General features: G+C 60.9%; 23 protein-coding genes. 15 read left to right on the top strand and 8 right to left on the bottom strand.

All coding sequences use genetic code 11. The features are described 5' to 3' along the window. The first annotated feature begins 5 nt into the window (after nucleotides 1-5). The 4 genes from PAF20_RS10475 (at nucleotide 6) to PAF20_RS10460 (ending at nucleotide 3,245) form a co-directional block, all read left to right on the top strand. Nucleotides 6-893, top strand: coding sequence for a F0F1 ATP synthase subunit gamma (locus tag PAF20_RS10475; protein ID WP_271070597.1), 888 nt, complete (start codon nucleotides 6-8; stop codon nucleotides 891-893). 18 nt (nucleotides 894-911) lie between these two features. Beyond that, nucleotides 912-2,342, top strand: a complete 1,431-nt coding sequence (gene atpD / locus PAF20_RS10470; protein WP_271070596.1) for a F0F1 ATP synthase subunit beta — start codon at nucleotides 912-914, stop codon at nucleotides 2,340-2,342. A 9-nt stretch (nucleotides 2,343-2,351) separates the two neighbouring features. Then, nucleotides 2,352-2,807 carry an ATP synthase F1 subunit epsilon gene (atpC, locus tag PAF20_RS10465; RefSeq protein ID WP_271070595.1) on the top strand — a complete coding sequence of 152 codons (456 nt, stop codon included), beginning with the start codon at nucleotides 2,352-2,354 and terminating at the stop codon, nucleotides 2,805-2,807. Between the two features lie 90 nt (nucleotides 2,808-2,897). After that, nucleotides 2,898-3,245, top strand: coding sequence for an H-type lectin domain-containing protein (locus PAF20_RS10460; protein ID WP_271070594.1), 348 nt, complete (start codon nucleotides 2,898-2,900; stop codon nucleotides 3,243-3,245). Here PAF20_RS10460 and PAF20_RS10455 read toward each other — a convergent pair whose 3' ends face one another. After that, nucleotides 3,246-3,908 (bottom strand): SDR family NAD(P)-dependent oxidoreductase, encoded by a 663-nt coding sequence (locus PAF20_RS10455; RefSeq protein ID WP_271073306.1) that lies wholly within the window; start codon nucleotides 3,906-3,908, stop codon nucleotides 3,246-3,248. 111 nt (nucleotides 3,909-4,019) lie between these two features. Here PAF20_RS10455 and PAF20_RS10450 point away from each other — a divergent pair, with 111 nt between their 5' ends. Next, nucleotides 4,020-4,577: a biotin transporter BioY gene (locus tag PAF20_RS10450; RefSeq protein WP_271070593.1), complete on the top strand. Its 558-nt coding sequence runs from the start codon at nucleotides 4,020-4,022 to the stop codon at nucleotides 4,575-4,577. Nucleotides 4,578-4,709: 132 nt separating this feature from the next. Here PAF20_RS10450 and gltA read toward each other — a convergent pair whose 3' ends face one another. Both gltA and gltX read right to left on the bottom strand, forming a co-directional pair. Then, a complete protein-coding gene (gltA, locus tag PAF20_RS10445; RefSeq protein WP_271070592.1) occupies nucleotides 4,710-6,002 on the bottom strand; it encodes a citrate synthase in 1,293 nt (430 codons plus the stop codon). 57 nt (nucleotides 6,003-6,059) lie between these two features. Continuing rightward, the gene (gltX, locus tag PAF20_RS10440) at nucleotides 6,060-7,448 is read right to left on the bottom strand and encodes a glutamate--tRNA ligase (protein ID WP_271070591.1); all 1,389 of its coding nucleotides are present in this window, start codon (nucleotides 7,446-7,448) and stop codon (nucleotides 6,060-6,062) included. A gap of 111 nt (nucleotides 7,449-7,559) precedes the next feature. On the opposite strand from gltX, the gene PAF20_RS10435 reads away from it, so the two are divergent. Next, complete coding sequence (locus tag PAF20_RS10435) at nucleotides 7,560-9,713, top strand: ComEC/Rec2 family competence protein (protein ID WP_271070590.1); 2,154 nt, start codon at nucleotides 7,560-7,562, stop codon at nucleotides 9,711-9,713. 206 nt (nucleotides 9,714-9,919) lie between these two features. Here PAF20_RS10435 and PAF20_RS10430 read toward each other — a convergent pair whose 3' ends face one another. From PAF20_RS10430 to glyA, 3 genes are all read right to left on the bottom strand, one after another. Beyond that, nucleotides 9,920-11,284 carry an aminotransferase gene (locus tag PAF20_RS10430; RefSeq protein WP_271070589.1) on the bottom strand — a complete coding sequence of 455 codons (1,365 nt, stop codon included), beginning with the start codon at nucleotides 11,282-11,284 and terminating at the stop codon, nucleotides 9,920-9,922. A 30-nt stretch (nucleotides 11,285-11,314) separates the two neighbouring features. Beyond that, nucleotides 11,315-12,109, bottom strand: a complete 795-nt coding sequence (locus PAF20_RS10425) for a DUF817 domain-containing protein (protein WP_271070588.1) — start codon at nucleotides 12,107-12,109, stop codon at nucleotides 11,315-11,317. A 94-nt stretch (nucleotides 12,110-12,203) separates the two neighbouring features. Then, nucleotides 12,204-13,487 carry a serine hydroxymethyltransferase gene (gene glyA / locus PAF20_RS10420; protein WP_271070587.1) on the bottom strand — a complete coding sequence of 428 codons (1,284 nt, stop codon included), beginning with the start codon at nucleotides 13,485-13,487 and terminating at the stop codon, nucleotides 12,204-12,206. A gap of 116 nt (nucleotides 13,488-13,603) precedes the next feature. Between glyA and PAF20_RS10415 the strand changes: the two genes are divergently transcribed. Then, nucleotides 13,604-14,353 carry an NAD kinase gene (locus tag PAF20_RS10415; RefSeq protein ID WP_271070586.1) on the top strand — a complete coding sequence of 250 codons (750 nt, stop codon included), beginning with the start codon at nucleotides 13,604-13,606 and terminating at the stop codon, nucleotides 14,351-14,353. A 70-nt stretch (nucleotides 14,354-14,423) separates the two neighbouring features. On the opposite strand, the gene PAF20_RS10410 is transcribed toward PAF20_RS10415, so the two are convergent. Beyond that, nucleotides 14,424-15,260, bottom strand: a complete 837-nt coding sequence (locus tag PAF20_RS10410; RefSeq protein ID WP_271070585.1) for a universal stress protein — start codon at nucleotides 15,258-15,260, stop codon at nucleotides 14,424-14,426. Nucleotides 15,261-15,500: 240 nt separating this feature from the next. Here PAF20_RS10410 and ccoN point away from each other — a divergent pair, with 240 nt between their 5' ends. The 8 genes from ccoN to ccoS all read left to right on the top strand — a co-directional run bounded on the left by ccoN (nucleotide 15,501) and on the right by ccoS (nucleotide 23,805). Continuing rightward, nucleotides 15,501-17,105: a cytochrome-c oxidase, cbb3-type subunit I gene (ccoN, locus tag PAF20_RS10405; protein WP_271070584.1), complete on the top strand. Its 1,605-nt coding sequence runs from the start codon at nucleotides 15,501-15,503 to the stop codon at nucleotides 17,103-17,105. Nucleotides 17,106-17,116: 11 nt separating this feature from the next. Further along, nucleotides 17,117-17,842 carry a cytochrome-c oxidase, cbb3-type subunit II gene (gene ccoO, locus PAF20_RS10400; RefSeq protein ID WP_271070583.1) on the top strand — a complete coding sequence of 242 codons (726 nt, stop codon included), beginning with the start codon at nucleotides 17,117-17,119 and terminating at the stop codon, nucleotides 17,840-17,842. Nucleotides 17,843-17,852: 10 nt separating this feature from the next. Then, on the top strand, nucleotides 17,853-18,047 hold the full coding sequence (locus tag PAF20_RS10395) for a cbb3-type cytochrome c oxidase subunit 3 (protein WP_271070582.1): 195 nt from the start codon (nucleotides 17,853-17,855) through the stop codon (nucleotides 18,045-18,047). A 233-nt stretch (nucleotides 18,048-18,280) separates the two neighbouring features. Further along, nucleotides 18,281-19,129, top strand: a complete 849-nt coding sequence (ccoP, locus tag PAF20_RS10390; RefSeq protein WP_271073305.1) for a cytochrome-c oxidase, cbb3-type subunit III — start codon at nucleotides 18,281-18,283, stop codon at nucleotides 19,127-19,129. A 262-nt stretch (nucleotides 19,130-19,391) separates the two neighbouring features. Then, the gene (gene ccoG / locus PAF20_RS10385; RefSeq protein ID WP_271070581.1) at nucleotides 19,392-20,852 is read left to right on the top strand and encodes a cytochrome c oxidase accessory protein CcoG; all 1,461 of its coding nucleotides are present in this window, start codon (nucleotides 19,392-19,394) and stop codon (nucleotides 20,850-20,852) included. Between the two features lie 4 nt (nucleotides 20,853-20,856). Continuing rightward, entirely contained in the window at nucleotides 20,857-21,417 is a 561-nt protein-coding gene (locus tag PAF20_RS10380; protein WP_271070580.1) for a FixH family protein, read from the top strand. 1 nt (nucleotide 21,418) lies between these two features. Further along, complete coding sequence (locus PAF20_RS10375; protein ID WP_271070579.1) at nucleotides 21,419-23,620, top strand: heavy metal translocating P-type ATPase; 2,202 nt, start codon at nucleotides 21,419-21,421, stop codon at nucleotides 23,618-23,620. After that, nucleotides 23,620-23,805, top strand: coding sequence for a cbb3-type cytochrome oxidase assembly protein CcoS (ccoS, locus tag PAF20_RS10370; RefSeq protein WP_271070578.1), 186 nt, complete (start codon nucleotides 23,620-23,622; stop codon nucleotides 23,803-23,805). Before PAF20_RS10375 ends, ccoS begins: the two co-directional genes overlap by 1 nt. Here ccoS and xseA read toward each other — a convergent pair. After that, nucleotides 23,787-25,325, bottom strand: a complete 1,539-nt coding sequence (gene xseA, locus PAF20_RS10365; RefSeq protein ID WP_271070577.1) for an exodeoxyribonuclease VII large subunit — start codon at nucleotides 25,323-25,325, stop codon at nucleotides 23,787-23,789. The two genes, ccoS and xseA, sit on opposite strands and share 19 nt — an antisense overlap. Nucleotides 25,326-25,402: the final 77 nt, after the last annotated feature.

The raw sequence follows: 25,402 nt of genomic DNA, 5'->3' as shown, positions 1-25,402 counted from the left end.
GATAGATGCCCAGCCTCAAGGATCTTAAAAACCGGATCAACAGCGTCAAATCGACGCGGAAGATCACCAAGGCGATGCAGATGGTCGCCGCAGCCAAGCTGCGGCGGGCCGAGGAAGCTGCCCAGCAGGCGCGTCCCTATGCCGACCGCATGAATGCGGTCATGGCGGGGCTGGCTGAAAAGGCATCGGGTTCGGACACTGCGCCGAAGCTGCTGGCCGGAACCGGCGATGACAAGCGTCACCTGCTGGTCGTGCTGACCTCGGAACGCGGTCTGGCGGGGGGCTTCAACTCCTCCATCGTCAAGCTGGCGCGTCAGCACGCCGTGAAGCTTCGCGGCGAGGGCAAGGATGTCACCATCCTGACCGTCGGCAAGAAGGGCCGCGAGCAGCTGAAGCGCGAGTACAGTCAGGCTTTCGTGAACCATGTCGACATGTCCGAGGTGAAGCGCCTTGGTTATGAACATGCACGCGACATTGCCGATGATGTGCTCGACCGTTTCGAGACCGGCGATTTCGACGTCGCCACCCTGTTCTACAACCGCTTTGAATCGGTGATCAGCCAGGTCCCGACCGCGCGTCAGATCATCCCTGCGGTGATCGAAACCGCCGAGGATCAGGAAATCGCGGATTCGGTCTCGGCCGAATACGATTACGAACCGGGTGAGGAAGTCATTCTGGCCGAGCTGCTGCCGCGTGCCGTCGCCACCCAGATCTTCACCGCGCTTCTGGAAAACGCCGCATCCGAACAGGGCGCGCGCATGACCGCCATGGACAACGCCACGCGCAATGCGGGCGACATGATCAGCCGGCTTGAAACCGAGTATAACCGCTCGCGTCAGGCTGCGATCACCAAGGAACTCATCGAAATCATTTCGGGCGCCGAGGCGCTCTGACCGTAAAGGGGTAGAAACATGGCAGAGGCCAAAGCAAAAGGTAAGATCACCCAGGTCATCGGCGCCGTCGTCGACGTGCAGTTCGAAGACCATCTGCCGGCGATCCTCAACGCGCTTGAAACCGAAAACAACGGCAAGCGTCTGGTGCTGGAAGTGGCCCAACATCTGGGCGAAAACACCGTCCGCACCATCGCCATGGACGCGACCGAAGGTCTGGTCCGCGGCGCAGCGGTTACCGATATGGGCGAGCCCATTCAGGTTCCGGTCGGCGATGTGACCCTTGGCCGCATCCTGAACGTCGTGGGTGAGCCGGTGGATGAGGGCGAAGCGCTCAACGTCACCGAAACCCGCGCCATTCACCAGCCTGCCCCGGATTTCGCGTCGCAGGCAACCTCGTCCGAGATCCTCGTGACCGGGATCAAGGTCATCGACCTGCTGGCCCCTTACGCCAAGGGCGGTAAGATCGGCCTGTTCGGCGGCGCCGGCGTTGGCAAGACGGTTCTGATCATGGAACTGATCAACAACATCGCCAAGGTGCACTCGGGTTACTCGGTGTTCGCGGGCGTTGGTGAACGGACCCGTGAAGGCAACGACCTTTACCATGAGATGGTGGAATCGGGCGTTATCAAGCCGGACAATCTGGCGGAATCGCAGGTGGCCCTGGTCTATGGCCAGATGAACGAGCCTCCGGGTGCGCGGATGCGGGTCGCTCTGACCGGTCTGACGCTGGCCGAACAGTTCCGTGACGCCACCGGCACCGACGTTCTGTTCTTTGTCGACAACATCTTCCGCTTCACGCAGGCGGGTTCGGAAGTGTCCGCACTTCTGGGCCGCATCCCCTCCGCCGTGGGCTACCAGCCGACGCTGGCCACCGATATGGGCGCGATGCAGGAACGCATCACCTCGACGAAAGCCGGTTCGATCACCTCGATCCAGGCCGTCTACGTTCCCGCCGACGACCTTACCGACCCGGCCCCGGCCACGACCTTTGCCCACCTGGACGCTACGACGGTTCTGTCGCGTGCGATTTCGGAACTGGGTATTTACCCGGCCGTGGACCCGCTCGACTCGACAAGCCGGATCCTTGATCCGGGCGTCGTCGGGGAAGAGCATTATCAGGTCGCCCGTGACGTTCAGGGGATCCTGCAGAAATACAAGTCGCTGCAGGACATCATCGCCATTCTGGGCATGGACGAACTGTCGGAAGAAGATAAGCTGACCGTGGCCCGCGCCCGGAAAATTCAGCGCTTCCTGTCGCAGCCCTTCGACGTTGCCAAGGTCTTTACCGGCTCGGACGGCGTTCAGGTGCCGCTGGAAGACACAATCTCGTCCTTCAAGGCGGTCGTGGACGGCGAATATGACCACCTGCCGGAATCGGCCTTCTATATGGTTGGCGGGATCGAGGACGTGAAGGCCAAGGCCCAGAAACTCGCCGCAGAAGCGGCATAAGGGGGCGTCATGGCTGATACCATGCAGTTCGACCTTGTTGCACCGGAACGGAACCTGATGTCCGTTCCCGTGCGCGAGGTTCGCTTGCCCGGTGCCGATGGGGACCTGGCAGCGATGCCGGGCCATACGCCCGCTATCGTCAACCTGCGCCCCGGTCTGGTCACTGTCGTCGACGATAAGGGGTCGGAACATGAATTCGCGATCTCCGGCGGCTTTGCCGAGATCAACAATGACTCGATCTCGCTTCTGGCAGAAATTGGCCGCGAACGCAGCGAAATGACGCAGGAAGTCTTTGACGACATGATGCGCACTGCCATCCGCAAGAAAGAAGCGGCAGAGGCACGGGAAGAGAAAAGCGGCGCGGCCGAAACGGCGGTTGCGGCGGCGGTCAAGCTTCTGGCGGATATGGAGGCCCTTGGCTCTCATATCGGTCTGGATCCGAACTCGTCCAGCGTTCCACGCTAAAAATCGCCTAAGTTGTTGAGAGCCCCGGATTTTCCGGGGTTTTCTTTTTCTGGCTATAGCTTACATTTATACCCTCGGAGAGGGGAACAAATGAAGCGTATTGGTCATCATGCGGTTGGTATCTGTCAGGGGTCCGAAGTTTTGTTTTCGGATTTCGAAGAAGGCAGCGAAATGTGGACCGGTTCGGGCCAGAGAGAGCATCTGCACCACATCAGGTTCGACGACAGCTTTCGGGACGCGCCCGCTGTGCATGTCGGCTTTTCGATGTGGGATATCCACGCCGGCGCGAACCAGCGTGTCGAAATGCATACCAAAGAGATCGGCCCGGAAGGGTTTTCGATTGTCTTTTCGACATGGGGCAACACGCGTGTCGCCAGAATCAGGGTCGATTGGCTCGCCATCGGCCCGGTGACATTTGAAGAGGATTTTGACCTCTGATCAGCCGGAAATCAGTGCGATGATCTTCTCCGCCTCTGTCTTGCAGGGGCTGAGTGGGTTGCGATCTTCGCCGGGGAAGAAGCGGGCGCGTGTGGCGGTCGGCATGGGCGCAGGCTCGGGCAACAGAACTTTCGGGCCGAGCCTTTCGGATTCCGCCTGCCAACTTTTCGCGACGGCCATTTGCGCCGCCTTGCTGGCCCCATAGGCACTGAAGAAACGCTGCCCTGCGCGCTTATCATCGGGGATCACTGCGACGCCCTTGCGGCTTTGCAGAAGCGGCTCTATCAGCCCGATCAGGTTCTGCGTTGCCGTGGCGTTGGTGGCAAAGGACTTCGCCCAATCCTTGGCATCGACGTGCCCGGCGGGCGACAGGGGGGCGGCATGGATAGCGGTATGCACCCAAAGGTTCAGCCCACCCCAGCGTTCGGCAATTGCCGCCGCAAGTTGCATCATCGCCGGGGCCTCATTGACGTCCATCGGTGCCAGCGTGGCTGACTGGCTACCTGCTGCGCGAATGCGATCGTCCAGTTCTTCCAGGGCGCCGGTCGTTCGCGCGACCGCGATGACATGATAGCCGTTTGCCCCAAGCGCCTCGGCCATTGCGGCACCAAGGCCGCGCGATGCGCCGGTGACGAGCGCTGTTTTACGGTTTTCCTGATCCATGCGCGATGCTGTCGCATAGCAATCAGACAAGCGCAAGAAGGGCAATTTGTTTGACTTTTTTTCTCGAAACGGCATGATCTGCTGCGACGATATTTCCAAGAGGGCAGTCCCATGACACTTACCCAAGCCGCGCTGCCAAGCCGGTCGCTATTGATGAATGCAGTTCTGGTTCTGGCAGGCACGGTCCTGCTGGCGATCTCTGCACAAATTGCGGTTCCAATGTTCCCGGTTCCGATGACGCTGCAGACACTGGCAATCTCGCTGATCGGTCTGACCTACGGTTCGCGATTGGCAGCCGTGACGCTGATCGCCTATCTGGCAGAGGGCGCAATGGGTCTGCCGGTCTTTACCAATGGCGGTGCAGGCCCAGTCTATATGATGGGGCCGACCTCGGGATTCCTGTTCGGCTTTGTCGGCATGGCATGGATGACCGGCTGGATGGTCGAGCGCGGCTTTGACCGTGGCTTCGGTCGCCTTTTCCTGGCCGCCTTCATCCCCGCGCTGCTGCTGTTCATTCCCGGCGTTGCTGCGCTGAAGGTGGTAACGGGTCTGGACTGGCAGGCGGCTGCGATGGCCGGCATGGTGCCCTTCCTGATCGGCGCCGTGGTCAAGGCCGTGATCGCCGCTATGGCCGTGAAAGGTGGCTGGTCGCTGTTTGAGCGTCGTTGAACGGGCAGGCAATCAACCACAACGCCGTCCTTCGGGGCGGCGTTTTTCTTTGGGCAGTCTGACGATGACGGCCAGCCCAAAAGAAAAGGCCCGGGCAACCCCCGGGCCTTTCGTAACGCATTGGCGTTCTGATCAGCGCTTGCCGACCGGGACATATTCCCGCTTTTCCGAGCCGACATAAAGCTGACGCGGACGACCAATCTTGTTCTGCGGGTCCGACAGCATCTCTTTCCATTGTGAGATCCAACCGACGGTGCGCGACAGTGCGAAGATCGGCGTAAACATCGAGGTCGGGAAACCCATGGCCGACAGAATGATACCGGAATAGAAGTCCACGTTCGGATAGAGCTTCTTGGAAACGAAGTATTCGTCCTCAAGCGCGATCTTTTCCAGTTCCTTGGCGACTTTCAGGGTTTCGTTGTTTTCGATACCCAACAGGTCCAGCACCTCGTCAGCGGATTCCTTCATAACTTTGGCGCGCGGATCGAAGTTCTTATACACGCGGTGGCCAAAGCCCATCAGACGGAACGGATCGTCTTTGTCCTTTGCGCGCCGGATATATTCCGGGATCTGATCGACCGTGCCGATTTCCTGCAGCATTTCCAACGCGGCCTGGTTTGCACCGCCATGCGCCGGACCCCAAAGGCAGGCAATACCGGCAGCGATACAGGCAAACGGGTTAGCCCCGGACGAGCCGGCCAGACGCACGGTCGAGGTCGAGGCGTTCTGTTCGTGATCGGCATGGAGCGTGAAGATACGGTCCATTGCCTTGGCCAGTGCAGGATCGACATTGTATTTCGCGGCCGGGACCGAGAAACACATGTTCAGGAAGTTCGAGGCGTAATCCAGCTCGTTGTTCGGGTAAACGAAGGGCTGACCGACTGAATATTTATAAGCCATCGCCGCGATCGTCGGCAGCTTGGCGATCAGGCGGATGGCCGCGACCTCACGCTGCCAAGGATCGTTGATGTCGGTCGAATCGTGGTAGAAGGCCGACATCGCGCCGACGACACCGACCATGGTTGCCATCGGGTGTGCGTCACGGCGGAAGCCACGGAAGAAGTTGTTCATCTGCTCGTGAACCATGGTGTGATTTGTCACACGGTTCACGAAATCCTCCAGCTGGCCTTTGTCCGGCAGCTCGCCGTAAAGCAGCAGGTAACAGACTTCGAGGTAATTCGACTGCTCTGCCAATTGTTCGATCGGGTAGCCGCGATACCAAAGCTCACCCTTGTCGCCATCGATGAAGGTGATCGTCGAATCGCAGGATGCCGTCGAGGTGAAGCCGGGATCATAGGTGAAAACATCGCCCTGACCGTAGAGTTTACGGATATCGAGACATTCCGGCCCCGACGTCGGCGTGAGCACGGGAAGCTCTATTTCTTTGCCGTTGACGGACAGGATAGCAGGTTTTTTTTCAGCCATTCCGGTTTCCTTCGCTTAGGCCGACGCGGATTGGCGCCGGGCGTGGGGGTGGGCGGGTCAGCCCACTTGATCTTCCAGCCGCGCAAGGGCCTCTTCACGGCCAAGCGCAAGCATCATGTCGAACACGCTGGGGGTCGAAGTCTTCCCGGCCAGTGCGGCACGCAGCGGTGCCGCAATCTTGCCGAGGCCGATTCCGTGCTTTTCCGCTACTGCTTTTGCAGCCTGCTCCAGCTCATCACGCGTCCAATTATCATGCTGCAGTGCGGCAGTCAATTCCGACAGCATACCACGGGATACCGAGTCCAGGTTTCCCGATGCCTTTTCATCGGGTTCGACAGGACGTTCGATCAGCGCGAAATGCCCCTGTTCCAGCAAGGCCGGCAGCGTTTTGGCCTTTTCTTTCAGCACTGGCAGTATTTTCTTCAGTCTTTCGGATTGCGTTGCGTTCAGGGCGGGCAGGCCGCTTGCCGAAAGAAATCCATCCAGTTCGGACATCAGCTTGTCATCGTCCATCTGAGCGATATGCCAGCTTGAAACATGCTCCAGCTTTTTGAAGTCCAGACGGGCAGGTGCTTTTCCTATGCCTTTGAGATCAAACCATTCCAGGGCCTGATCATCGCTGAACAACTCATCATCGCCATGTGCCCAGCCAAGGCGTGCAAGGTAGTTCCGCATCGCCTCGGGCGGGTAGCCGAGTGACGCATATTCGTGCAACCCGACAGCGCCGTGACGCTTCGACAGTTTTTTGCCATCGGTGCCGTGGATCAGCGGGATATGGGCGAAAACCGGGCGTTCCCAGCCCATTGCGTCATAGATCTGTGCCTGACGGGCGGCATTGGTCAGGTGATCGTCGCCGCGAATGACATGTGTTACCCCCATATCGTGGTCGTCGACGACGACTGCATGCATATAGGTCGGGCTGCCGTCGCTGCGCAGCAGCACCATGTCGTCGAGCTGATCGTTGCGGAACGTAACGTCACCCTGAACCGCGTCATTGATGATCGTCTCGCCTTCGCGTGGGGCGCGCAACCGCACTGCATATGCTGCGTCAGACTGCTGTTCACTGTCGCGCCAAGGGGACTGGTAGGGCTTGTTCGGGTTCGCCTCACGCCAAGCGGCGATTTCCTCTGCTGTGGCGTAGCAGCGATAGGCATGGCCGTTTTCCAGCATCTCGCGTGCCACCGCGGCATGGCGGTCGGCGCGGGCGAACTGGCTGACCGGTTCCCCATCCCAGTCCAGGCCAAGCCATGTCAGCCCCTCCAGAATGGCCTCTGTCGCCTCGGGCGTCGAACGCGCGCGATCCGTATCCTCGATCCGCAGCAGAAACTTGCCGCCGCGCCCACGCGCATACAGCCAGTTGAACAGCGCGGTGCGGGCCCCCCCGATATGAAGATAGCCGGTGGGAGAGGGCGCAAAGCGGGTGATGACGGGCTTGGCGTCTGTCATGTCGGGGCCTTTCGAAAGCATTGGTTTGCCCGGCGCCGGGCCTTAACCAATTCTCAACAAGTGTGGGTCTAGTGTCGCCGTGAGGGATAGCGAAAGGGCCGGTAAAGGACAATGGCGTCGGATGCAGCGGTGGTTCATGCTCCGTGGCAGGATCGGCAGGAGCTATGGCGACATCTGCGCCGGGGGCGACAGAGTGACCGCGTGCAGGTCGCGGTCACGGAGCGGGCAGGTCTGATCTCTTGGGCACCGTTTCACATGGCTGTGGGCATTGGCATCTGGTTCGCTTTGCCTGCCCAGCCCTCAACCCTCGAATATGGTGTCACGCTGGCGCTGCTGGCGATCGGGCTGGTTCTGTGGTTTGCGCCTCCTGATCTGCCAAGTTACGCTACCTTGCTTCGGCTTGGCGGCTTTGCAGCGATCTGTATCGCAATTGGCTTTGGGCTTTGCGGTTTGCGTGCGTTGCGCGTCGAAGCGCCTGTGCTGGGCTTTCGCTATTACGGCGCGATAGAGGGGCGCGTCATCCGGGTTGACCGCTCTGCCCGCGACCGAATCCGGCTGACGCTGGATCGTCCTCGACTGGAGCGGATCGCGCCGGGGCGTATTCCGGAAACCGTGCGTATATCGCTGCCCGCAGGAGCTACCGATGCCCCGCCACCCGGAACGCATGTCATGCTGACCGGGCATCTTGGCCCGCCGCCGGGACCGGCAGAGCCGGGCGGTTTCGATTTCCGGCGCAGCGCATGGTTCGCCAGCCTTGGTGCGATAGGATATACCCGTGCGCCGGTCACGGTCGCCGCCCCGCCGGAACCGGGTGGCGCGTTGCGTTTACACAGGCTGCGGATGCAGCTTTCGGCGGCAATGCAGCAGCGCATCGGCGGACAGGCAGGTGCGTTGGCGGCCGCGCTGATGACAGGCGACCGCAGCGGCATTGCCGAGGCGACGAACCAGATGATGCGCGATTCCAACCTGTTCCACATCATTTCGATTTCGGGTCTGCACATGGGGATGCTGGCCGGATTCGTCTATGCTGCGACGCGATATGCTGCTGTGCTTTTCCAATGCATAAGTCGTCGGGGACAGTCCTTTCCCGCGCATAAACTGGGCGCTGTCGTCGCGATTCTTTCGGCGGGGGCCTATCTATGGCTGTCCGGTGGCGGCGTGGCGACAGAGCGTGCGTTTTTGATGGTCACCGTGATGCTTGGCGCGATACTGGCTGACCGGCGTGCATTGTCACTTCGGACCGTCGCACTTGCGGCCGTTTTTATTCTTGCCCTCGCGCCCGAGGCTTTGCTGACACCTGGGTTCCAGATGAGCTTTGCGGCGACCGTCGCTTTGGTCGTTATTTATCCCCCTTTGCAGCGGCGGTGCCGTGGTCTGCCGTGGCCGATACGCCCCCTTGTTCTGCTGATTCTGACCTCTTTGCTGGCAGGGATGGCAACCTCGCCCATTGCTGCCGCGCATTTCAGCCGGATGGCCCATTACGGCGTTCTGGCCAATCTGCTGGTGGTTCCGGTCACGGGCGCGCTTATCATGCCGATGGGACCGCTGGCGGCACTGCTGACACCCTTTGGTCTGGAAGGTCCGGCCCTTTGGCTGATGGGTTTAGGGACGCGGTGGATGCTGGCCGTTGGCGAATGGATCGCCAGCCTGAACGGCGCGGTCAGCTTTGTCATCATGCCCGGCCCGCTGGTCCTGCCGCTGATGGGTGGCGGCGCGATGATGGCCGTTCTGGGGTGGCGTGGCGATGTTCCGGCATGGCGCAATGCGCGGATATGGGCGGGTGGCGCGATGTTGCTCGTTTCGACCGCGCTCTGGCTGATGACGGCTCGTCCGTATGTACTGATATCTCGTCAGGGCGATGCGGTCGGGATCATGACGGCAAGCGGGCGTGCCCTCTCCAAGGCCAAGGGTGGTGCATTCACGGTCGGGGAATGGCTGGAGAAGGATGGTGATCTGATTGCTCAGGCTGACGCCGCCAAGCGGCAGGGCTGGTCCGGACCGGTCAAGGAGCGACGCGCGACGCTCGGCAGTGTCGAGATTTTGCATCTGACCGGCAAGGGATCAGAGGAGGCTGCGGCGCGCGAGTGTGATCTTGTGGATATCATCGTCTCCGATCGTGAGATTGCGCCGCTTGGCGGCCGTTGCATTCTGCTGGATTTGCAGGCTCTTCGAAAAAGCGGATCTGTTGCGATTCACCATGATGACGAAAATCTAGCCTGGATCACGGCAGCCGAGGTGGCGGGCAAGCGACGTTGGACAAGATAAGCTGATTGACGTGGCGTTAGGAGCGGCTCAGAGCCAGCCAGATCCAATGGACGCCGTCCAGTTTGTTTTGCTCTTGGATCGGGTCGGTCTTGCGCCAATATCGGCAATGCGGGACGGCGCCCTCGGCAGCAGATCAAGGACGGGTGCCAATGCCTCTTCCGGGGCATTGGCATGTTCGGTATAAATCCGAAGGGCCGGATTTTCGGTCACGCGACCTCGGCAAAGACCTTGTTCAGCGCCTTTTCCAGCTTCTCGAACATCTCATCCATCTGCGCTTCGGTCAGGATGAATGGCGGGCACAGCACGATGGACTGGCCAAGCGGCCGGCAGATCAGGCCCATATCGGTGCAGGTATTGGCAATGCGTTCGCTGACGGAAAGCTTGCCGTCAAAGGGCGTTTTCGTCGCCGGGTCAAGGCAGGCTTCGAGCGCCCACATATAACCGACGCCGCGCAGCTCGCCGATATTGTTCGAGCGTTCCATGATCCCACGCAGCCCCTCTTCCATGCGGGGGGCCAGGCGTTTGACGTTATCGGCCAACCCTTCATTCATGACGACGTCGATGGCTTTCAGCGCAATGGCGCAGCCGACCGGATGGCCGGAGGCGGTGAAGCCATGCGGAAATTCTTCGATCGCTTCGGCAGCGGCGTCCAGACGGTCCGACAATTCAGGGCCAAGGATGACCGCGCCCATCGGGAACAGCCCGGCGGTGATGTTCTTGGACGAAATGATCGCGTCGGGCACGAAATCGTAGGTTTCGCAGCCCCAGGTGTTTCCGGTGCGCCCGAAGCCGCAGATGACCTCGTCAGAGACCAGCGGAATACCATGCTTTTTCAGGATTGGCTGAACCGCCTGAAAATAACCTTTGGAAGGCGGGATAACACCACCGGCGCCCATCACGGGTTCGGCGACGAAGGCGGCAATCGTATCGGCACCTTCGCGGGCGATGATGTCTTCAAGCTCTTTCGCCAGCCGCTGGGTGAACTGTTCTTCGGTTTCGCCCTCTTGCCCTTCACGCCAGTAATGCGGGCAGGTGAGGTGAATGAACCCGTCCAGCGGCAGACCGAAAACCTCATTATAGGGCTTGCCGGTCATGGAGGCGGAGACAGCAGTCACGCCGTGATAAGCCGATTTGCGGGTCAGGATCTTGCGGCGCTGCGGCTTATCCTCGGCACCGCCCAGAAACCACAGCATCTTCACCAGCGTATCATTCGCCTCGGAACCGGAATTCGTGTAGAAAACCTTGCCGCGCTCGAAGGGCGAGACCTCGATCAGCTTTTCCGACAGCATCACCGTCTGATCGGACATGCGCCCGAAAAAGGCGTGATAGCCGGGGAAGCGGTCATATTGCGCCTTGGCAGCGTCGGCCAACCCTTGATGGTCGAAACCTGCGACCATGTTCCAAAGGCCCGAATTGGCATCCAGATAGCGTTTGCCATTCGTGTCTACGACATAGGGACCTTCGCCATGTGTGACGACGACGGTGCCGCGTTCATGGACGCTCGGCAGGTCGGTGAAGCCGTAGAAGCTGAATTCCTCGGCGCGCTTTTCCCAGCTTTGCGGTTGGGCCATGATGATCTCCTGCGAAAGTTTGTCGGCAGGCTATCCGTCGCGCTGCGCCTCGGCAATGGGGTCTGCTGCATCCGCGTCGGGGCGGCGCGCGCCGATTACAGCGCCGGGGGCTGCAAGCGTCACGGTGACAAAGCTGACATAGAGCAGCAGATACCATGATCCGATCTTGGCAAAGCTGACCAGTTGCGCCTCACTCTGCCCCGCGTAAAGCCATGTGCCGGTGCGGGTTCCGATATTCTCAGCGACCCATAAGGCAATGCTGGCCAGAAAAGCCGACAGCACCATCGGCATCCGATACCAGCCGCGCGGGCGAAACCAGATCCATGTGCGTCCATAGACCAGCACCGTGCCCGCGAACAGGAACCAGCGGATATCGGGCAGATAGTGATGGGCGAAGAAGTTGACATAGATCGCCACGGCAAGCAGCACCGTCAGCCAGAAAGGCGGGTAGGGGACGTACCGCATGTCGAAATTGCGGATCGCACGGGCGATGAAAGAGCCGACCGAGGCATACATGAAGCCCGAGAACAGCGGCACGCCGGCAATGCGGAAAATCGCGTCTTCGGGATAGGTCCATGATCCGGCATAGGTCTTGAACAGTTCCATCGCCGTGCCGGTGATATGAAACAGCAGGATCACACGGGCCTCGGCCCAGCTTTCCATTTTCAGCGCGAGGAACAGAATCTGGATCGCCACCGCAAAGATGAACAGCGCGTCATAGCGGTTCAGCGCCCAGTCATCCTGCCAGATCGCCTTGCTCAGCAAGATCGCTATGAGAAGCAGTCCGCCAAACAGCGCCGACCAGCCCATCTTCAGCGTGAACATCACCAGATCAGAGACGCGCCCCGGCAACCGGGCGCGCGCCCAATTGCCGAGGCGATGCTCTAGCCTGCGGGTCTGGCCTGTGTGACGGTTCAGCTTACATGCCTTCGTAAAGCGGGAACCGGGCGCATAGCTGTGCGACCTCGGTCTTCACCTTTTCTTCCACCGCGCCATTGCCGTCTTCGCCATTCGCCGCAAGGCCGTCGACGACCTCGACGATCCAGCGGGCGATCTGGCGGAATTCTTCTTCCTTGAAACCGCGCGTGGTGCCTGCGGGCGCACCCAGGCGGATGCCAGAGGTCACGAAGGGTTTTTCCGGGTCGAACGGCACGCCGTTCTTGTTGCAGGTGACATGGGCGCGGCCAAGCGCTGCCTCAGCCGCCTTGCCTGTCACGCTTTTGGGGCGCAGATCAGCCAGACACAGGTGGTTGTCGGTGCCACCCGAAACGATGTCGATGCCGCCCTTCATCAGCTCATCCGCCATGGCGCGCGCGTTGGCGACAACTTGCGCGGCGTAATCTTTGAAGCTGGGATCAAGCGCCTCTTTGAACGCGACCGCCTTGGCTGCGATGACATGCATCAGGGGGCCGCCCTGAAGGCCCGGGAAAACGGCAGAATTGATCTTCTTCGCAATATCGGCGTCATTGGTCAGCACGATGCCGCCACGCGGGCCGCGCAGGGATTTATGCGTCGTCGTGGTCACGACATGGGCATGGGGCACGGGCGAGGGGTGCTGGCCGCCCGCCACCAGTCCCGCGATATGGGCCATATCCACCATCAGGTAAGCGCCGACTTCATCCGCGATTTTGCGGAACGCCTCCCAGTCCCAGACGCGGCTATAAGCCGTGCCGCCCGCGACGATCAGTTTCGGCTTGTGCTCCAGAGCCTTGGCGCGAATTTCCGCCATGTCCAGCAGTTGATCCTGCTGGCGCACGCCATAGCTGACGACATTGAACCATTTGCCCGACATATTCACCGGAGAGCCATGCGTCAGGTGACCGCCGGAATTCAGGTCCAGCCCCATGAAGGTATCGCCCGGCTGCAGCAGAGCCAGAAACACGGCCTGGTTCATCTGCGAACCCGAATTCGGCTGAACATTGGCAAATTCCGCGCCGAACAGTTCCTTGGCGCGGTCGATGGCCAGATTTTCGACGATATCCACATATTGGCAGCCGCCGTAATAGCGCTTGCCCGGATAGCCCTCGGCATATTTGTTGGTCAGAACGCTGCCCTGTGCTTCCAGCACGGCGCGGCTGACGATGTTTTCCGATGCGATCAGTTCGATCTCGTCACGCTGGCGGCCCAGCTCTTGCCCGATGGCTTCGCTGATGGCGGGATCGGCGTCGGCGAGGGTTTCGGTGAAGAATTGATCGCGGGTCATGGGCGGCTCCTGTAAGCGGGAATGGCGGCGGTTTAGCGGCTTTTTCTGCAGCGGCAAAGCCCTAAGACGCGCGTTTGACGCTGGACAAGGCCAGAAGGCTGGCCAAGATTGGCGGCATGAAAATACACTTTATCGCCAGTGAGACGGAGACAGCGCAGCAGGCGCTTGACGAGTTGTCCGCGCGCTATGGCCAGACGCCGTGGCGCGAGGCTGATGTGGTCGTCGCGCTTGGCGGGGACGGTCTGATGCTGAGCGTCATGCATCAGAACAAGGGCCTGCCGATCTATGGCATGAATCGCGGCACCATCGGTTTCATGATGAATGACTACGCGACCGGCGACCTGCCGGCGGCGATTGCCGCGGCAGAGGAGACGGCGATCAATCCGCTGGCGATGACGGCAAAGACTGCAGACGGGCGGGAATATGTTGCGCTTGCCATCAACGAGGTCAGCCTGTTGCGCGCGGGGCCGCAAGCGGCAAAGCTGCGCATTTCCGTCAATGACCGCGTGCGGATGGATGAGCTTGTTTGCGATGGGGCGCTGCTGTCCACCCCCGCCGGTTCGACTGCGTATAACTACAGCGCCAACGGTCCGATCCTGCCGATCGGATCGGACGTGCTGGCGCTGACGGCGATTGCCGCGTTCCGCCCACGCCGCTGGCGCGGGGCGATCCTGCCGAAAGGTGCCGTCGTGCGCTTTGAGGTGCTGGAGCCGGAAAAGCGCCCGGTCATGGCCGATGCCGATTCGCGCGGGGTGGATTCAGTCCTGTCGGTCGAAATCAGGTCAGAGCCCTCGATCAGTCACCGCCTTCTGTTCGATCCCGGTCATGGGCTGGAAGAACGCCTGACCCGCGAACAGTTTGTCTGAACCGGGGTAAGGGGGCTTTGCCCCCGGCCTTGCGGCCTCCCCCAAGGTATTTGGCCACCGAAGAGGCGGATCAGCGTGCCATCAGGATCGGCACGCGGGATTTGCCGAGCATGTTGCGTGTCGCGCCGCCGAGGATGGCCTGACGGAAGCGGGAATGGCCATATGCGCCCATCACGATCAGTTTTGCGCCGATCTCTTCGGCATGCCGGTCGAGGATGTCGCTTATCAGCGACTGGGTGCGGGCGAGGACTGAGACATCGACCTGAATGCCGTGACGGTTGAGCAGCTGCGCGAGCGCCGCGCCCGGATCGGGACCTTCCGGCCCGTCGGGCGAGGGGTCGATCACGGTCACCTCGACCTGCTTTGCTGAGGCCAGCAGAGGCATGGCGCGGCGCACTGCCGTCATCGCCTCTTCCGACTGGTTCCATGCAATCATGATGGATTGAGCAAAATCGGCGGGAAGGCCGGCATCGGGTACGATCAGCACCGGGGCAGAGCCCTCGAACAATGCCGCTTCGGTCACAGCGACAGCATCGGGTGCTGCGGCGTCGCCATAGGGGCGGGTCAGAACAACGAGGTCCGAGAAGCGTGCGCGCATTCCGATCAGTGTTGTCAGCCCGCCGACCTGCGCGACGGCGCTGTCGATAGACCAGCGGATATCCTCTGCCTCCAGCCGGGTCCGGATTTTCTTTTCCAGTGCTTCTGCCGCGGCCATCGCGTTGTCGATGGTTTCCTGAAACACATAGGCGGATGCCCCGGCATAGTAATAACCTGCCTGACTGTGATCGACGCCGAGGCAGAAAACCTCCAGATGGGCGTCCTCGCGCCGGGTGAGGTCAATCGCTGCGTCAAGCTGGGTTGTCTGATCTTCGGCGGTGATCACGGTGAGTATCGTCTTATAGGCCATGACGTGTCCTTTCAGGTCGCATGATCCGTTTCGTCCCGGCCCCGGCCCAGGCTGCAGCCGGACGGGTGTGGCGTTGATTACAGGCTGCGACCATATGGGCCGTTTCGTCAACCGGGTTTGACCGAGATCAAAGTGCGGATCAGCGCCATCCCCTATCACGGGGATGTGCGAACAGTATCCGAGCCGCCGGAGACGGTGTGATTCGGCCGTAATTCGCACATGGAAAGAGGACAGGAACCCATGTCGGATTACATCAAGCTGATCGTGCTTGGCCTGATCACTGTCATGGCTGCGATTGCGGCCAATTACGGGCGCGATCTGGCCTATTCGGTCAACATGACCATCGTGATGCTGTTCGCAGCGACGTTTTTTATCTATTACCTCCGGCGCACGGATGAACCCCATCCGGTTGCCGATGAGGCGAGTTATCAGGACGGGGTGGTGCGTGCCGGTGTGATTGCCACCGTATTCTGGGGCGTCGTGGGTTTTCTGGTCGGTGTGACCATCGCCGCGCAGCTTGCCTGGCCTGCGCTTAATTTTTCCGAGGCGGCACAGGGCTATCTGAATTTCGGCAAGCTGCGGCCCCTGCATACCTCGGCCGTTATTTTCGCGTTCGGGGGCAATGCCCTGATCGCAACATCATTTTACGTCGTGCAGCGGACATGTGCCGCCCGTTTATGGGGCGGAAATGCTGCATGGTTTGTGTTTTGGGGGTATCAGCTTTTTATCGTACTCGCCGCGACGGGGTATATTCTGGGGGCCACCCAGTCCAAGGAATATGCGGAACCGGAATGGTATGTTGACTGGTGGCTGACCCTCGTCTGGGTGGTTTATTTGCTGGTCTATCTTGGCACGATCATGAAACGTCGAGAGCCGCATATCTATGTCGCCAACTGGTTCTACCTGTCATTCATCGTGACCATCGCGATGCTGCATGTCGTCAATAATCTGGCGATACCGGTCAGCCCGTTCGGCGCGAAATCGGTGCAGCTTTTCGCCGGTGTGCAGGATGCGATGACGCAATGGTGGTACGGCCATAATGCGGTCGGCTTTTTCCTGACCGCTGGTTTCCTGGGGATGATGTACTACTTCATTCCGAAACAGGCTGAACGTCCGGTCTATTCCTACAAGCTGTCGATCATCCATTTCTGGGCGCTGATCTTCCTGTATATCTGGGCGGGTCCGCACCACTTGCACTACACCGCACTGCCCGACTGGGCCTCGACCCTCGGCATGGTGTTTTCGGTGATCCTTTGGATGCCAAGCTGGGGCGGCATGATCAACGGGCTGATGACGCTGTCGGGGGCCTGGGACAAGCTGCGCACCGATCCGATCATCCGCATGATGGTGGTGGCGGTGGGCTTCTACGGCATGGCGACCTTCGAAGGGCCGATGATGTCGATCAAGGCCGTGAACTCGCTGAGCCACTATACCGACTGGACCATCGGCCATGTCCATTCCGGCGCGCTTGGCTGGAACGGGATGATCACCTTCGGCGCGCTCTACTATCTGGTGCCGAAGCTGTGGGGGCGTGAGCGGCTGTATAGCCTGCAACTGGTCAGCTGGCACTTCTGGCTGGCGACCATCGGTCTGGTTCTCTACGCGGCCTCGATGTGGGTTTCGGGGATCATGGAAGGGCTGATGTGGCGCGAGGTCGACGATCAGGGCTTCCTGGTCAATGCCTTCGCCGACACCGTGCAGGCCAAATACGCGATGAACGTCGTGCGCTTCCTTGGCGGTGCGCTTTACCTGTCGGGCGGGATCATCATGGCGTGGAACCTCTGGGCCACCGTGACCCGCCAGGACCGCGTCCATCCGAACACTGCCGCCGTTCCGGCTGAATAAGGGGCTGCGAGATGAAGATCCTTGAAAAGCACAAGATCCTTGAAAAGAACGCCACACTGCTGCTGGTTTTCTCTTTCCTCGTGGTTACCGTCGGTGGCGTGGTCGAGATTGCACCGTTGTTCTACATCGACAACACCATCGAAGAGGTCGAGGGGATGCGCCCCTATACCCCGCTGGAGCTGACCGGACGCGACGTCTATATCCGCGAGGGCTGCTATGTCTGCCACAGCCAGATGATCCGCCCGATGCGCGATGAGGTGGAGCGTTACGGGCATTATTCACTGGCGGCAGAGTCGATGTATGACCACCCGTTTCAATGGGGGTCGAAGCGGACCGGGCCGGATCTGGCGCGGGTCGGTGGACGCTATTCCGATGAATGGCATATCGACCATCTGCGCGACCCGCGTTCGGTCGTGCCGGAATCGATCATGCCAGCCTATGGCTTTCTGGAAAACCGGATGCTGAAGGGCGAGCATATCGTGGACCGGCTGGAAACCGATGCCATGGTCGGCGTGCCCTATTCCGAAGACATGATCGCCGCCGCGCGCGAAGACTTTCTGGCGCAGGCCGATCCCTGGGCCGATGCCTCGGGGCTCGAAGAACGCTATCCCGGTGCGCAGCAGCGCGATTTTGACCGGCAGCCCGGCATCTCGGAAATGGATGCGCTGATTGCCTATCTTCAGGTCCTTGGCACGATGGTCGATTTCTCGACCTTTGAACCCGACCCGAACCGGTAAGGAGGACGCAATGGATATCTATACCCTGATGCGCCAATTTGCCGACAGCTGGGCCCTGCTGGCGCTGTTCGTGATCTTTGTCGGCGTGATCCTGTTCGTGTTCCGTCCCGGCGCACGCGTGTCACAGCAGGATGCAGCCTACAGCATCTTCCGAAACGAAACGCGGCCCGCGCCGCAGGACGATCCCAAGAAGGAGGCGCGGTGATGGCCGATAATGACAATGACAAGCGTGACGACAAGATCGCCAGCAATACCCCCGCCAGCGACGATCACGACAGCCCTCAGAACCCCGATAACCGCATTTCGCTGGAACGCGCCGCTGCGGACGATGAGCACAAGGCAGACGTCCTCGCCCATCCGACTGGCGAGCCTGAAGGTAAGAATCTGCACAGGCCCAAGCGTGTCGGCCCGCGCACCGGCAAGGCTCGTGCCGGTAAAATGGTCGAAGAGGTCGGATCGACCGGCCATAGCTGGGACGGGATCACCGAATACGACAACCCGATGCCCCGCTGGTGGTTGTGGAGCTTTTACGCAACCATCGTCTGGGGGCTGGCCTATACGATTTTCTATCCGGCGTGGCCGCTGATCAACGGCGCGACACAGGGCTTTCTGAACACGGATTACCGCAAGGAACTCGCCGCAGAGGTTCAGCGCTACGATGATGCTAATGCTGCAGTTCAGAGCAGACTTGCCGGGGTTGAACTGGCGGAAATCGCCGGGGATCAGGAACTGTCAAACTATGCCATGAACGCCGGTCGTGCGGTCTTTGCGACGTGGTGCGCGCAGTGCCACGGCTCTGGCGCGGGCGGGGCACGGGGCTATCCGAACCTGCTGGATAATGACTGGCTGTGGGGCGGCACGATTGAAGACATCCACACCACGGTCACGCATGGTATCCGCAGCGCAGATGACGATGAGACGCGTTATTCCGAAATGCCGCGTTTCGGCACCGATGAGTTGCTGGATGATGAGCAGATCGAGCAGGTCGTGGAATATGTTCTTGCGATATCAGGGCAGGAGCATAACGCCGAACTTGCGGCGCCGGGTGAGTCGCTTTTCATCGACAATTGCTCTGCCTGTCATATGGAGGACGGCACCGGCGACAGGTTCCAGGGTGCGCCGGATCTGACAGATGCGGTGTGGCTCTATGGCGGCGACGCGGAATCGCTTACGCAATCCGTTCACGATGCCCGCTTCGGTGTGATGCCCAACTGGTCGCCGCGCCTGTCGGAAGACGATATCCGCGCCGTGTCCTATTATGTCCACAGCCTTGGCGGTGGCGAATGATGCATGCAGATTCCGGCGGTTTCGGCTGCCGGGATGGCGCCGGCCCCTCGTCCTGTTCGCGCGTTTCCTGAGGGGCCGGCTACCGATGTAACAGGGCGGATTTTTCCATCCCGTCTTGCATTTCCGCTGGTCAGGGAGGGTAAGGGACGCCGCCCGATTTATGGATCGCAGATATATATTTTTCTCCGCCGATTGATGCAGGTCAAGGTCTTCAAGCTGGCCGGGGGTTAAACGCCCATGAACACGCAACAGGAGCCAGTTCATGTCAAGCCAGGATGCCGGTCCCCCGCCGAGCCTCTATGCCGCACGAGAGCCGATCTTTCCGCGTGCCGTGCACGGCTATTTCCGGCGGCTGAAATGGATCATCATGGCGCTGACATTGGGGGTTTATTACATCACGCCCTGGATCAGGTGGGATCGCGGGCCGGGTATGCCCGATCAGGCGGTGCTGGTTGATCTGGCCAACCGGCGCTTTTTCTTTTTCTGGATCGAGATCTGGCCGCACGAATTCTATTTCGTTGCGGGCCTGCTGGTCATGGCGGGGTTGGGGCTGTTCCTGTTCACCTCGGCGCTTGGGCGGGTCTGGTGCGGCTATACCTGCCCGCAGACCGTCTGGACCGATCTTTTCGTTCATGTCGAACGCTGGATCGAGGGCGACCGCAACAACCAGATCCGGCTGTGGCGTTCGAAATGGGATGCGCGTAAAGTCCGGCTGCGGCTAACGAAATGGGCCCTATGGCTGTTGATCGGGCTGCTTACAGGTGGCGCGTGGGTGTTCTATTTCACCGATGCACCGACACTTCTGGGCAACCTGTTAACCGGCGACGCGCACCCGGTCGCCTATATGACCATCGCCGTGATGACCGCGACCACCTTTCTGTTCGGCGGCTTCATGCGCGAACAGATATGCATCTATGCCTGCCCCTGGCCACGCATTCAGGGCGCAATGATGGATGAAGACACGCTGACAGTCGCTTACCGCGAATGGCGCGGCGAGGAACGCGGCAAAATCCGCAAGGGCGAGGCGACGAAATCCGATGATCCGACCTCGGCCAAAGGCGATTGCATCGACTGTTTCGCCTGCGTCAATGTCTGCCCGATGGGCATCGACATCCGCGACGGCCAGCAGCTTGAATGCATCACCTGCGCCCTGTGCATTGATGCCTGTGATGAGATCATGGACAGGATCGGCAAGCCGCGCGGGCTGATCGACTATATGGCGCTGAAGGACGAAACGGCGGAGCGTATCGGCAATGAAGGACAGTCGCTGATCCGCCACATCCTGCGGCCGCGCACGCTGTTGTATTTTACGCTGTGGTCGGCAATCGGCGTCGGGCTGCTGGTGGCGCTGTTCATGCGCTCTCCTTTCGATCTGAACGTCACCCCGGTGCGCAACCCGCTTTACGTGACCCTCTCGGACGGCTCTATCCGCAACACATACGAACTGCGTCTGCGCAATAAACAGCATGAGCCGAAAGAGTTCACGATCAGCGCGGTTGGCGATGCGGGCGAAGCGCCCGCGCAGACCGAAATTCGCGTTGAAGGTGCGCAGGGCGCGACAGTGCTGGTGCCCGCCGACGATACAGCGACGCTGCGCGTCTACCTGACGGCCGATGTCGGATCGACAATGGCGGGCGAGGCGACCACCGATCTGCGCCTGGTTGTCAGCGATGCGGGCGGACAGCAATCCACCGTCGCCACGGTCTTTCACGGAAAGGAATAGCACGATGCCCGAGCTTCAGCTTTCGCCACTGACGATCAGTCTGATAATCGTGCTGGCGGTTGCGCTTCTGTTTCTGGCCCCTTTCTTGCTGCTGACCGGGCGCACGCCGCTGACCGGGCGGGGGATGCTGACGGTTTTTCTATCGCTTTTCGGGATCATCATCGGCGTAAATATCGTGATGGCCGTGACCGCAGTGCGTAGCTTTCCCGGGCTGGAGGTGGCGAACTCATATGTTGCCTCGCAGAATTTCGACCGCGAACGTGCCGCACAGCAATCGCTCGGCTGGCGGGCAGAGCCGGTTTACGAAAATGGCCAGCTAAGCGTTAAGATTTCCGATGCACAGGGCCTGCCCGCGCCGGTCCAGGCGTTGAACATCACTGTCAGCCGGCCAACGCAGAAACGCGATGATGTGAGCCCGGAGATGCGCTATCTTTCCGGCCTCTGGGTTGCGGATCTGAATTTGCAGCCCGGTGCCTGGGTCGTGCACCTGCAGGCAGAGGCACCGGACGGCACCATCTTCCGTCAGCGTCTGGCCGATTACCCCGGCAGCCTGGTGAAGGGCTGATATGGCAGATCTCAGCGTAGATCGTCATTATGACGCGCGGCTCAGCGCGTGCCCGGCATGTGATGCGGCACCTCTGGCGGGACGGATCGCCGCTTCCGCCATGACCGGCGATATGATCCTGTCGCTGCCGGGCGTGCATTGCGCGGTCTGCATCACCGATGTCGAGCGCGCATTGCTGGCAGAGGAAGGCGTCAGGTCGGCCCGCGTCAACCTGACCCTGCGCCGCGTCAGCATCGACGCGCCCGGACGCCGCGCCGAGGAGTTCATTCCCGTTCTGGAAGCCATCGGCTATGAGGCGCATGAGCTGGACGGTGCTGCGCTTACCTCCAATGCCGCCGACCGGCAGGGCCGCGACATCCTGATGCGCATCGGGGTCGCCGGTTTTGCGATGATGAATATCATGATCCTTTCGGTTGCCGTCTGGTCGGGTGCCGAGGGCGCGACGCGCGATATGTTCCACTGGATTTCCGCAGTGATTGCCGTGCCAACGGTTATCTTTGCCGGACAGCCTTTCTTCGTCAGCGCCTGGCGCAGCCTGCGCGTCGGAAGGTTGGGCATGGATGTCCCGATCTCTCTGGCGCTTATACTCGCCACGGCGATCTCACTTTTCGAAACGCTGCAATCCGGGCATCACGCTTATTTTGATGCGGCGGTCATGCTGTGCTTCTTTTTGCTGGTCGGGCGATATCTTGACCATCGCAGCCGTGCCATCGCCCGTTCCGCGGCGGAGGAACTCACTGCATTAGAGGTTCCGCGTGTCGTGCTGCTGCGTGACGGGGCAGAGCAGGTGGTGAATGTTGCTGAGCTGCGGCCCGGCGATGTCATCCGTATCCGTCCGGGTGCGCGGGTCGCTGCCGACGGGGAAGTCGTGAACGGCATGTCCGAAATCGACCGCTCGCTTCTGACGGGCGAAAGCCTGCCGGTGCAGGCGGGACCCGGTGCCGTGCTATCTGCGGGAGAAGTCAATCTGACCGGCCCGCTGGATCTGCGCGTGACGGCCGCAGGGCGCGACAGTTCGCTGTCGCGACTGGCCGATCTGGTCGCCAATGCAGAGGCATCGCGCGGACGCTATGCCTCTCTTGCAGAACGTGCGGCCCGCGCTTACTCGCCCGTCGTTCATCTGATGGCGTTGATAAGCCTGCTGGGCTGGCTTCAAGCAACGGGTGACTGGCGCGTTTCACTGAACGTGGCGGCAGCGGTGCTGATCATTACGTGTCCGTGCGCACTTGGTCTTGCGGTTCCAGCCGTTGTCACCGCCGCCTCGGGCCGATTGTTCCGGCGCGGCCTGCTGATAAAGGAAGGCACCGCGTTGGAGCGGCTGGCAGAGGTTGATACGGTTGTCTTCGACAAGACCGGCACCCTGACGATGGGGCAGCCGGAATGGGTCCGCGGCGACGCTCTGCCTGACGATCTGCGCCCGGTTGCGCTGTCGATCGCAGCCGGTTCGGGGCATCCGCTGTCGCGAGCACTTGTTCAGGCTCTGCAGGCCGATGGGGTCGCGCCTGCCGCCATTCTCAAGATTAAAGAGCTGCCGGGATATGGGGTCCAGGCGGAGTGGCAGGGGCGTAACGTCCGGCTTGGCCGCGCCGATTGGATCGGTGCGGACGCGCCGGCACTGGCTGCGGGGCCCGTTACCGTTCTTGCAGTCGAAGGCCGCGACCCCGTGCCACTTCATTTCACCGATGCTTTGCGCCCCGGCGCAGCAGAGTGCGTGGCGACATTGCGCGGGCAGGGCAGACGGGTGCTGATGCTGTCCGGCGATGCAAAGACTGCGGTTGCCCACGCGGCTGCTGCCTTGGGAATAGATGAATTCCGTGCCGGAATGACGCCACAGCAGAAAGAGGCTGAGATTGCCGCCCTGACAAGTGGCGGCGCGAAAGTGCTGATGGTGGGCGACGGGCTGAACGATACGGCGGCACTCGCGCGGGCTCATGTCTCGATTTCACCAGCATCGGGCTTGGATGCGGCGCGGGTCGCATCGGATATCGTGCTGATGGGGCAGGATCTGGCGCCGGTCGCTGATGCGCTGACGCTTTCCGGAAGCGCCCGCCGGAGGATCAAGCAGAATTTTGCGATCTCAATCGCGTATAACATCGTCGCGGTTCCCTTTGCCGTGGCTGGGTTTGCGACACCGCTGATGGCGGCGCTTGCCATGTCGCTCAGCTCGATCACCGTCACGCTCAATGCGCTGAGGCTGCGCTGATGCAGATATTGTTCATCCTTATCCCGGTATCGCTTTTGCTTGGGGCAGGCGGGCTGGTCGCGTTTTTGTGGTCCCTCAAGACGCGGCAATATGACGACCCAAAGGGCGATGCCGAACGAATCCTGTCAGACGAATGGGATGACCGGCCAAAACCGCCGCCGATGGATCAGAACAAAGATCCCTGAGGGTCGCGGTCATTGCGCACCGGCAGCTTGCCATCGGCGAATTCGATCTCCATCCGGTTCGCTTGCGTTGCGTCCGCCGCTTTGGTCAGCACATGGCCCGCCTCGTCACGGATCACGGCAAATCCGCGCTCCAGTGTTTGGGTATAGCCAAGCGAGACGCGCATCCGGTCAAGACGCTCCAAAGCCTCACCCCGGCGGGAAACTCCACGAGCAAAGGCCGCGTTCAGGCGCGCGCCAAGCGGGATCAGGTTTTCGCGCCCCTTCGCCGCGTCGCGCCTTGCGTCCGACAGAACGCGTGCGCGACCATTGACGAGGCGCTGCGACAGGGCGTCAAACCTATCCTTGCGCCTGCCATTGCCGGTTTTTCCTGCGGTGCCGAAATGGCGGATGAGGTTATCCAATGCGGTGCTCGCCCGCTCTGTCTGGCGTAGCAGCATTGCCGGGGTAAGGCGCAGACCGGTCAGCCTGTCGCGGCGGCGATGGGTCAGGTTGCGAAGGGCGGGTTCAAGCGCACCGCCACGGAAATCCAGCCGTTGGCGCGCGCCTTCGGTCAGCGCCTGCGGACGGCCAAGTGCGCGGCCCAGATCCACCAGCCGCTGGGCCGAACGTTCGTGCCGCTGTGCCATCGCCTGTCCCATGCGCAGCCGTGCCTGCTGCAATTGCAGCCCAAGCTCGCGCCGCACCGGCACGGCGATTTCGGCAGCGGCGGTGGGGGTCGGCGCACGGCGGTCGGCGGCGAAGTCGATCAGCGTGGTGTCGGTTTCATGACCAACGGCTGAGATCAGGGGAATTTCGCTTTCGGCGGCGGCGCGGACCACGATTTCTTCGTTGAAACCCCACAAATCCTCAATCGAACCGCCGCCCCGCGCCACGATCAGCAGATCAGGTCTTGGGATCGGGCCATCCTTGGGTAAAGCGTTGAAGCCGCGTATACCTGCCGCGACCTCTCCCGCCGAAGCTGCACCCTGAACTGCGACGGGCCAGATCAGCACATGGCTGGGAAAGCGGTCGCGCAGGCGGTGCAGAATATCGCGGATGACGGCACCCGAAGGCGAGGTGACAACGCCGATCACACGCGGCAGATAGGGCAGGGGCTTCTTGCGTTCAGCATCAAACAGGCCTTCCGCGGCCAATGCCTTGCGCCGCTTTTCCAGCATCGCCATCAGCGCACCAGCACCAGCCGGTTCCAGATCGTCCACGATAAGCTGATATTTCGACTGGCCGGGGAAGGTGGTCAGCTTGCCGGTGGCGATGACCTCCATCCCCTCTTCCGGCTTCTGGCTGAGGCGGGCGACCTGACCCTTCCAACTGACCGCTGCAATCACGGCACGGTCATCCTTCAGGTCGAAATAGACATGGCCCGAGCGTGGCATTGATACCCGCCCAATCTCTCCGCGCACACGAACACGACCGAATTCGCCCTCAATGACGCGTTTCACTGCACCGGAAATTTCCGAAACTGATAGGGGCGGGTTGTTGCTTTTGGGATTACAGTCGCGGTCTTCGAAAAGGTCAGACATGGGAGGTTAGTTGCTGTCAATATCAGAGCGTGCCAAAGCGGCGCACAGAGCGAAGGATTTGGAAATTATCGGTGGCA

The sequence above is a fragment of the Paracoccus albus genome (genome assembly GCF_027913035.1).
Classification (GTDB): domain Bacteria; phylum Pseudomonadota; class Alphaproteobacteria; order Rhodobacterales; family Rhodobacteraceae; genus Paracoccus; species Paracoccus albus.
This window is presented reverse-complemented; position numbering and strand designations above follow the sequence as displayed.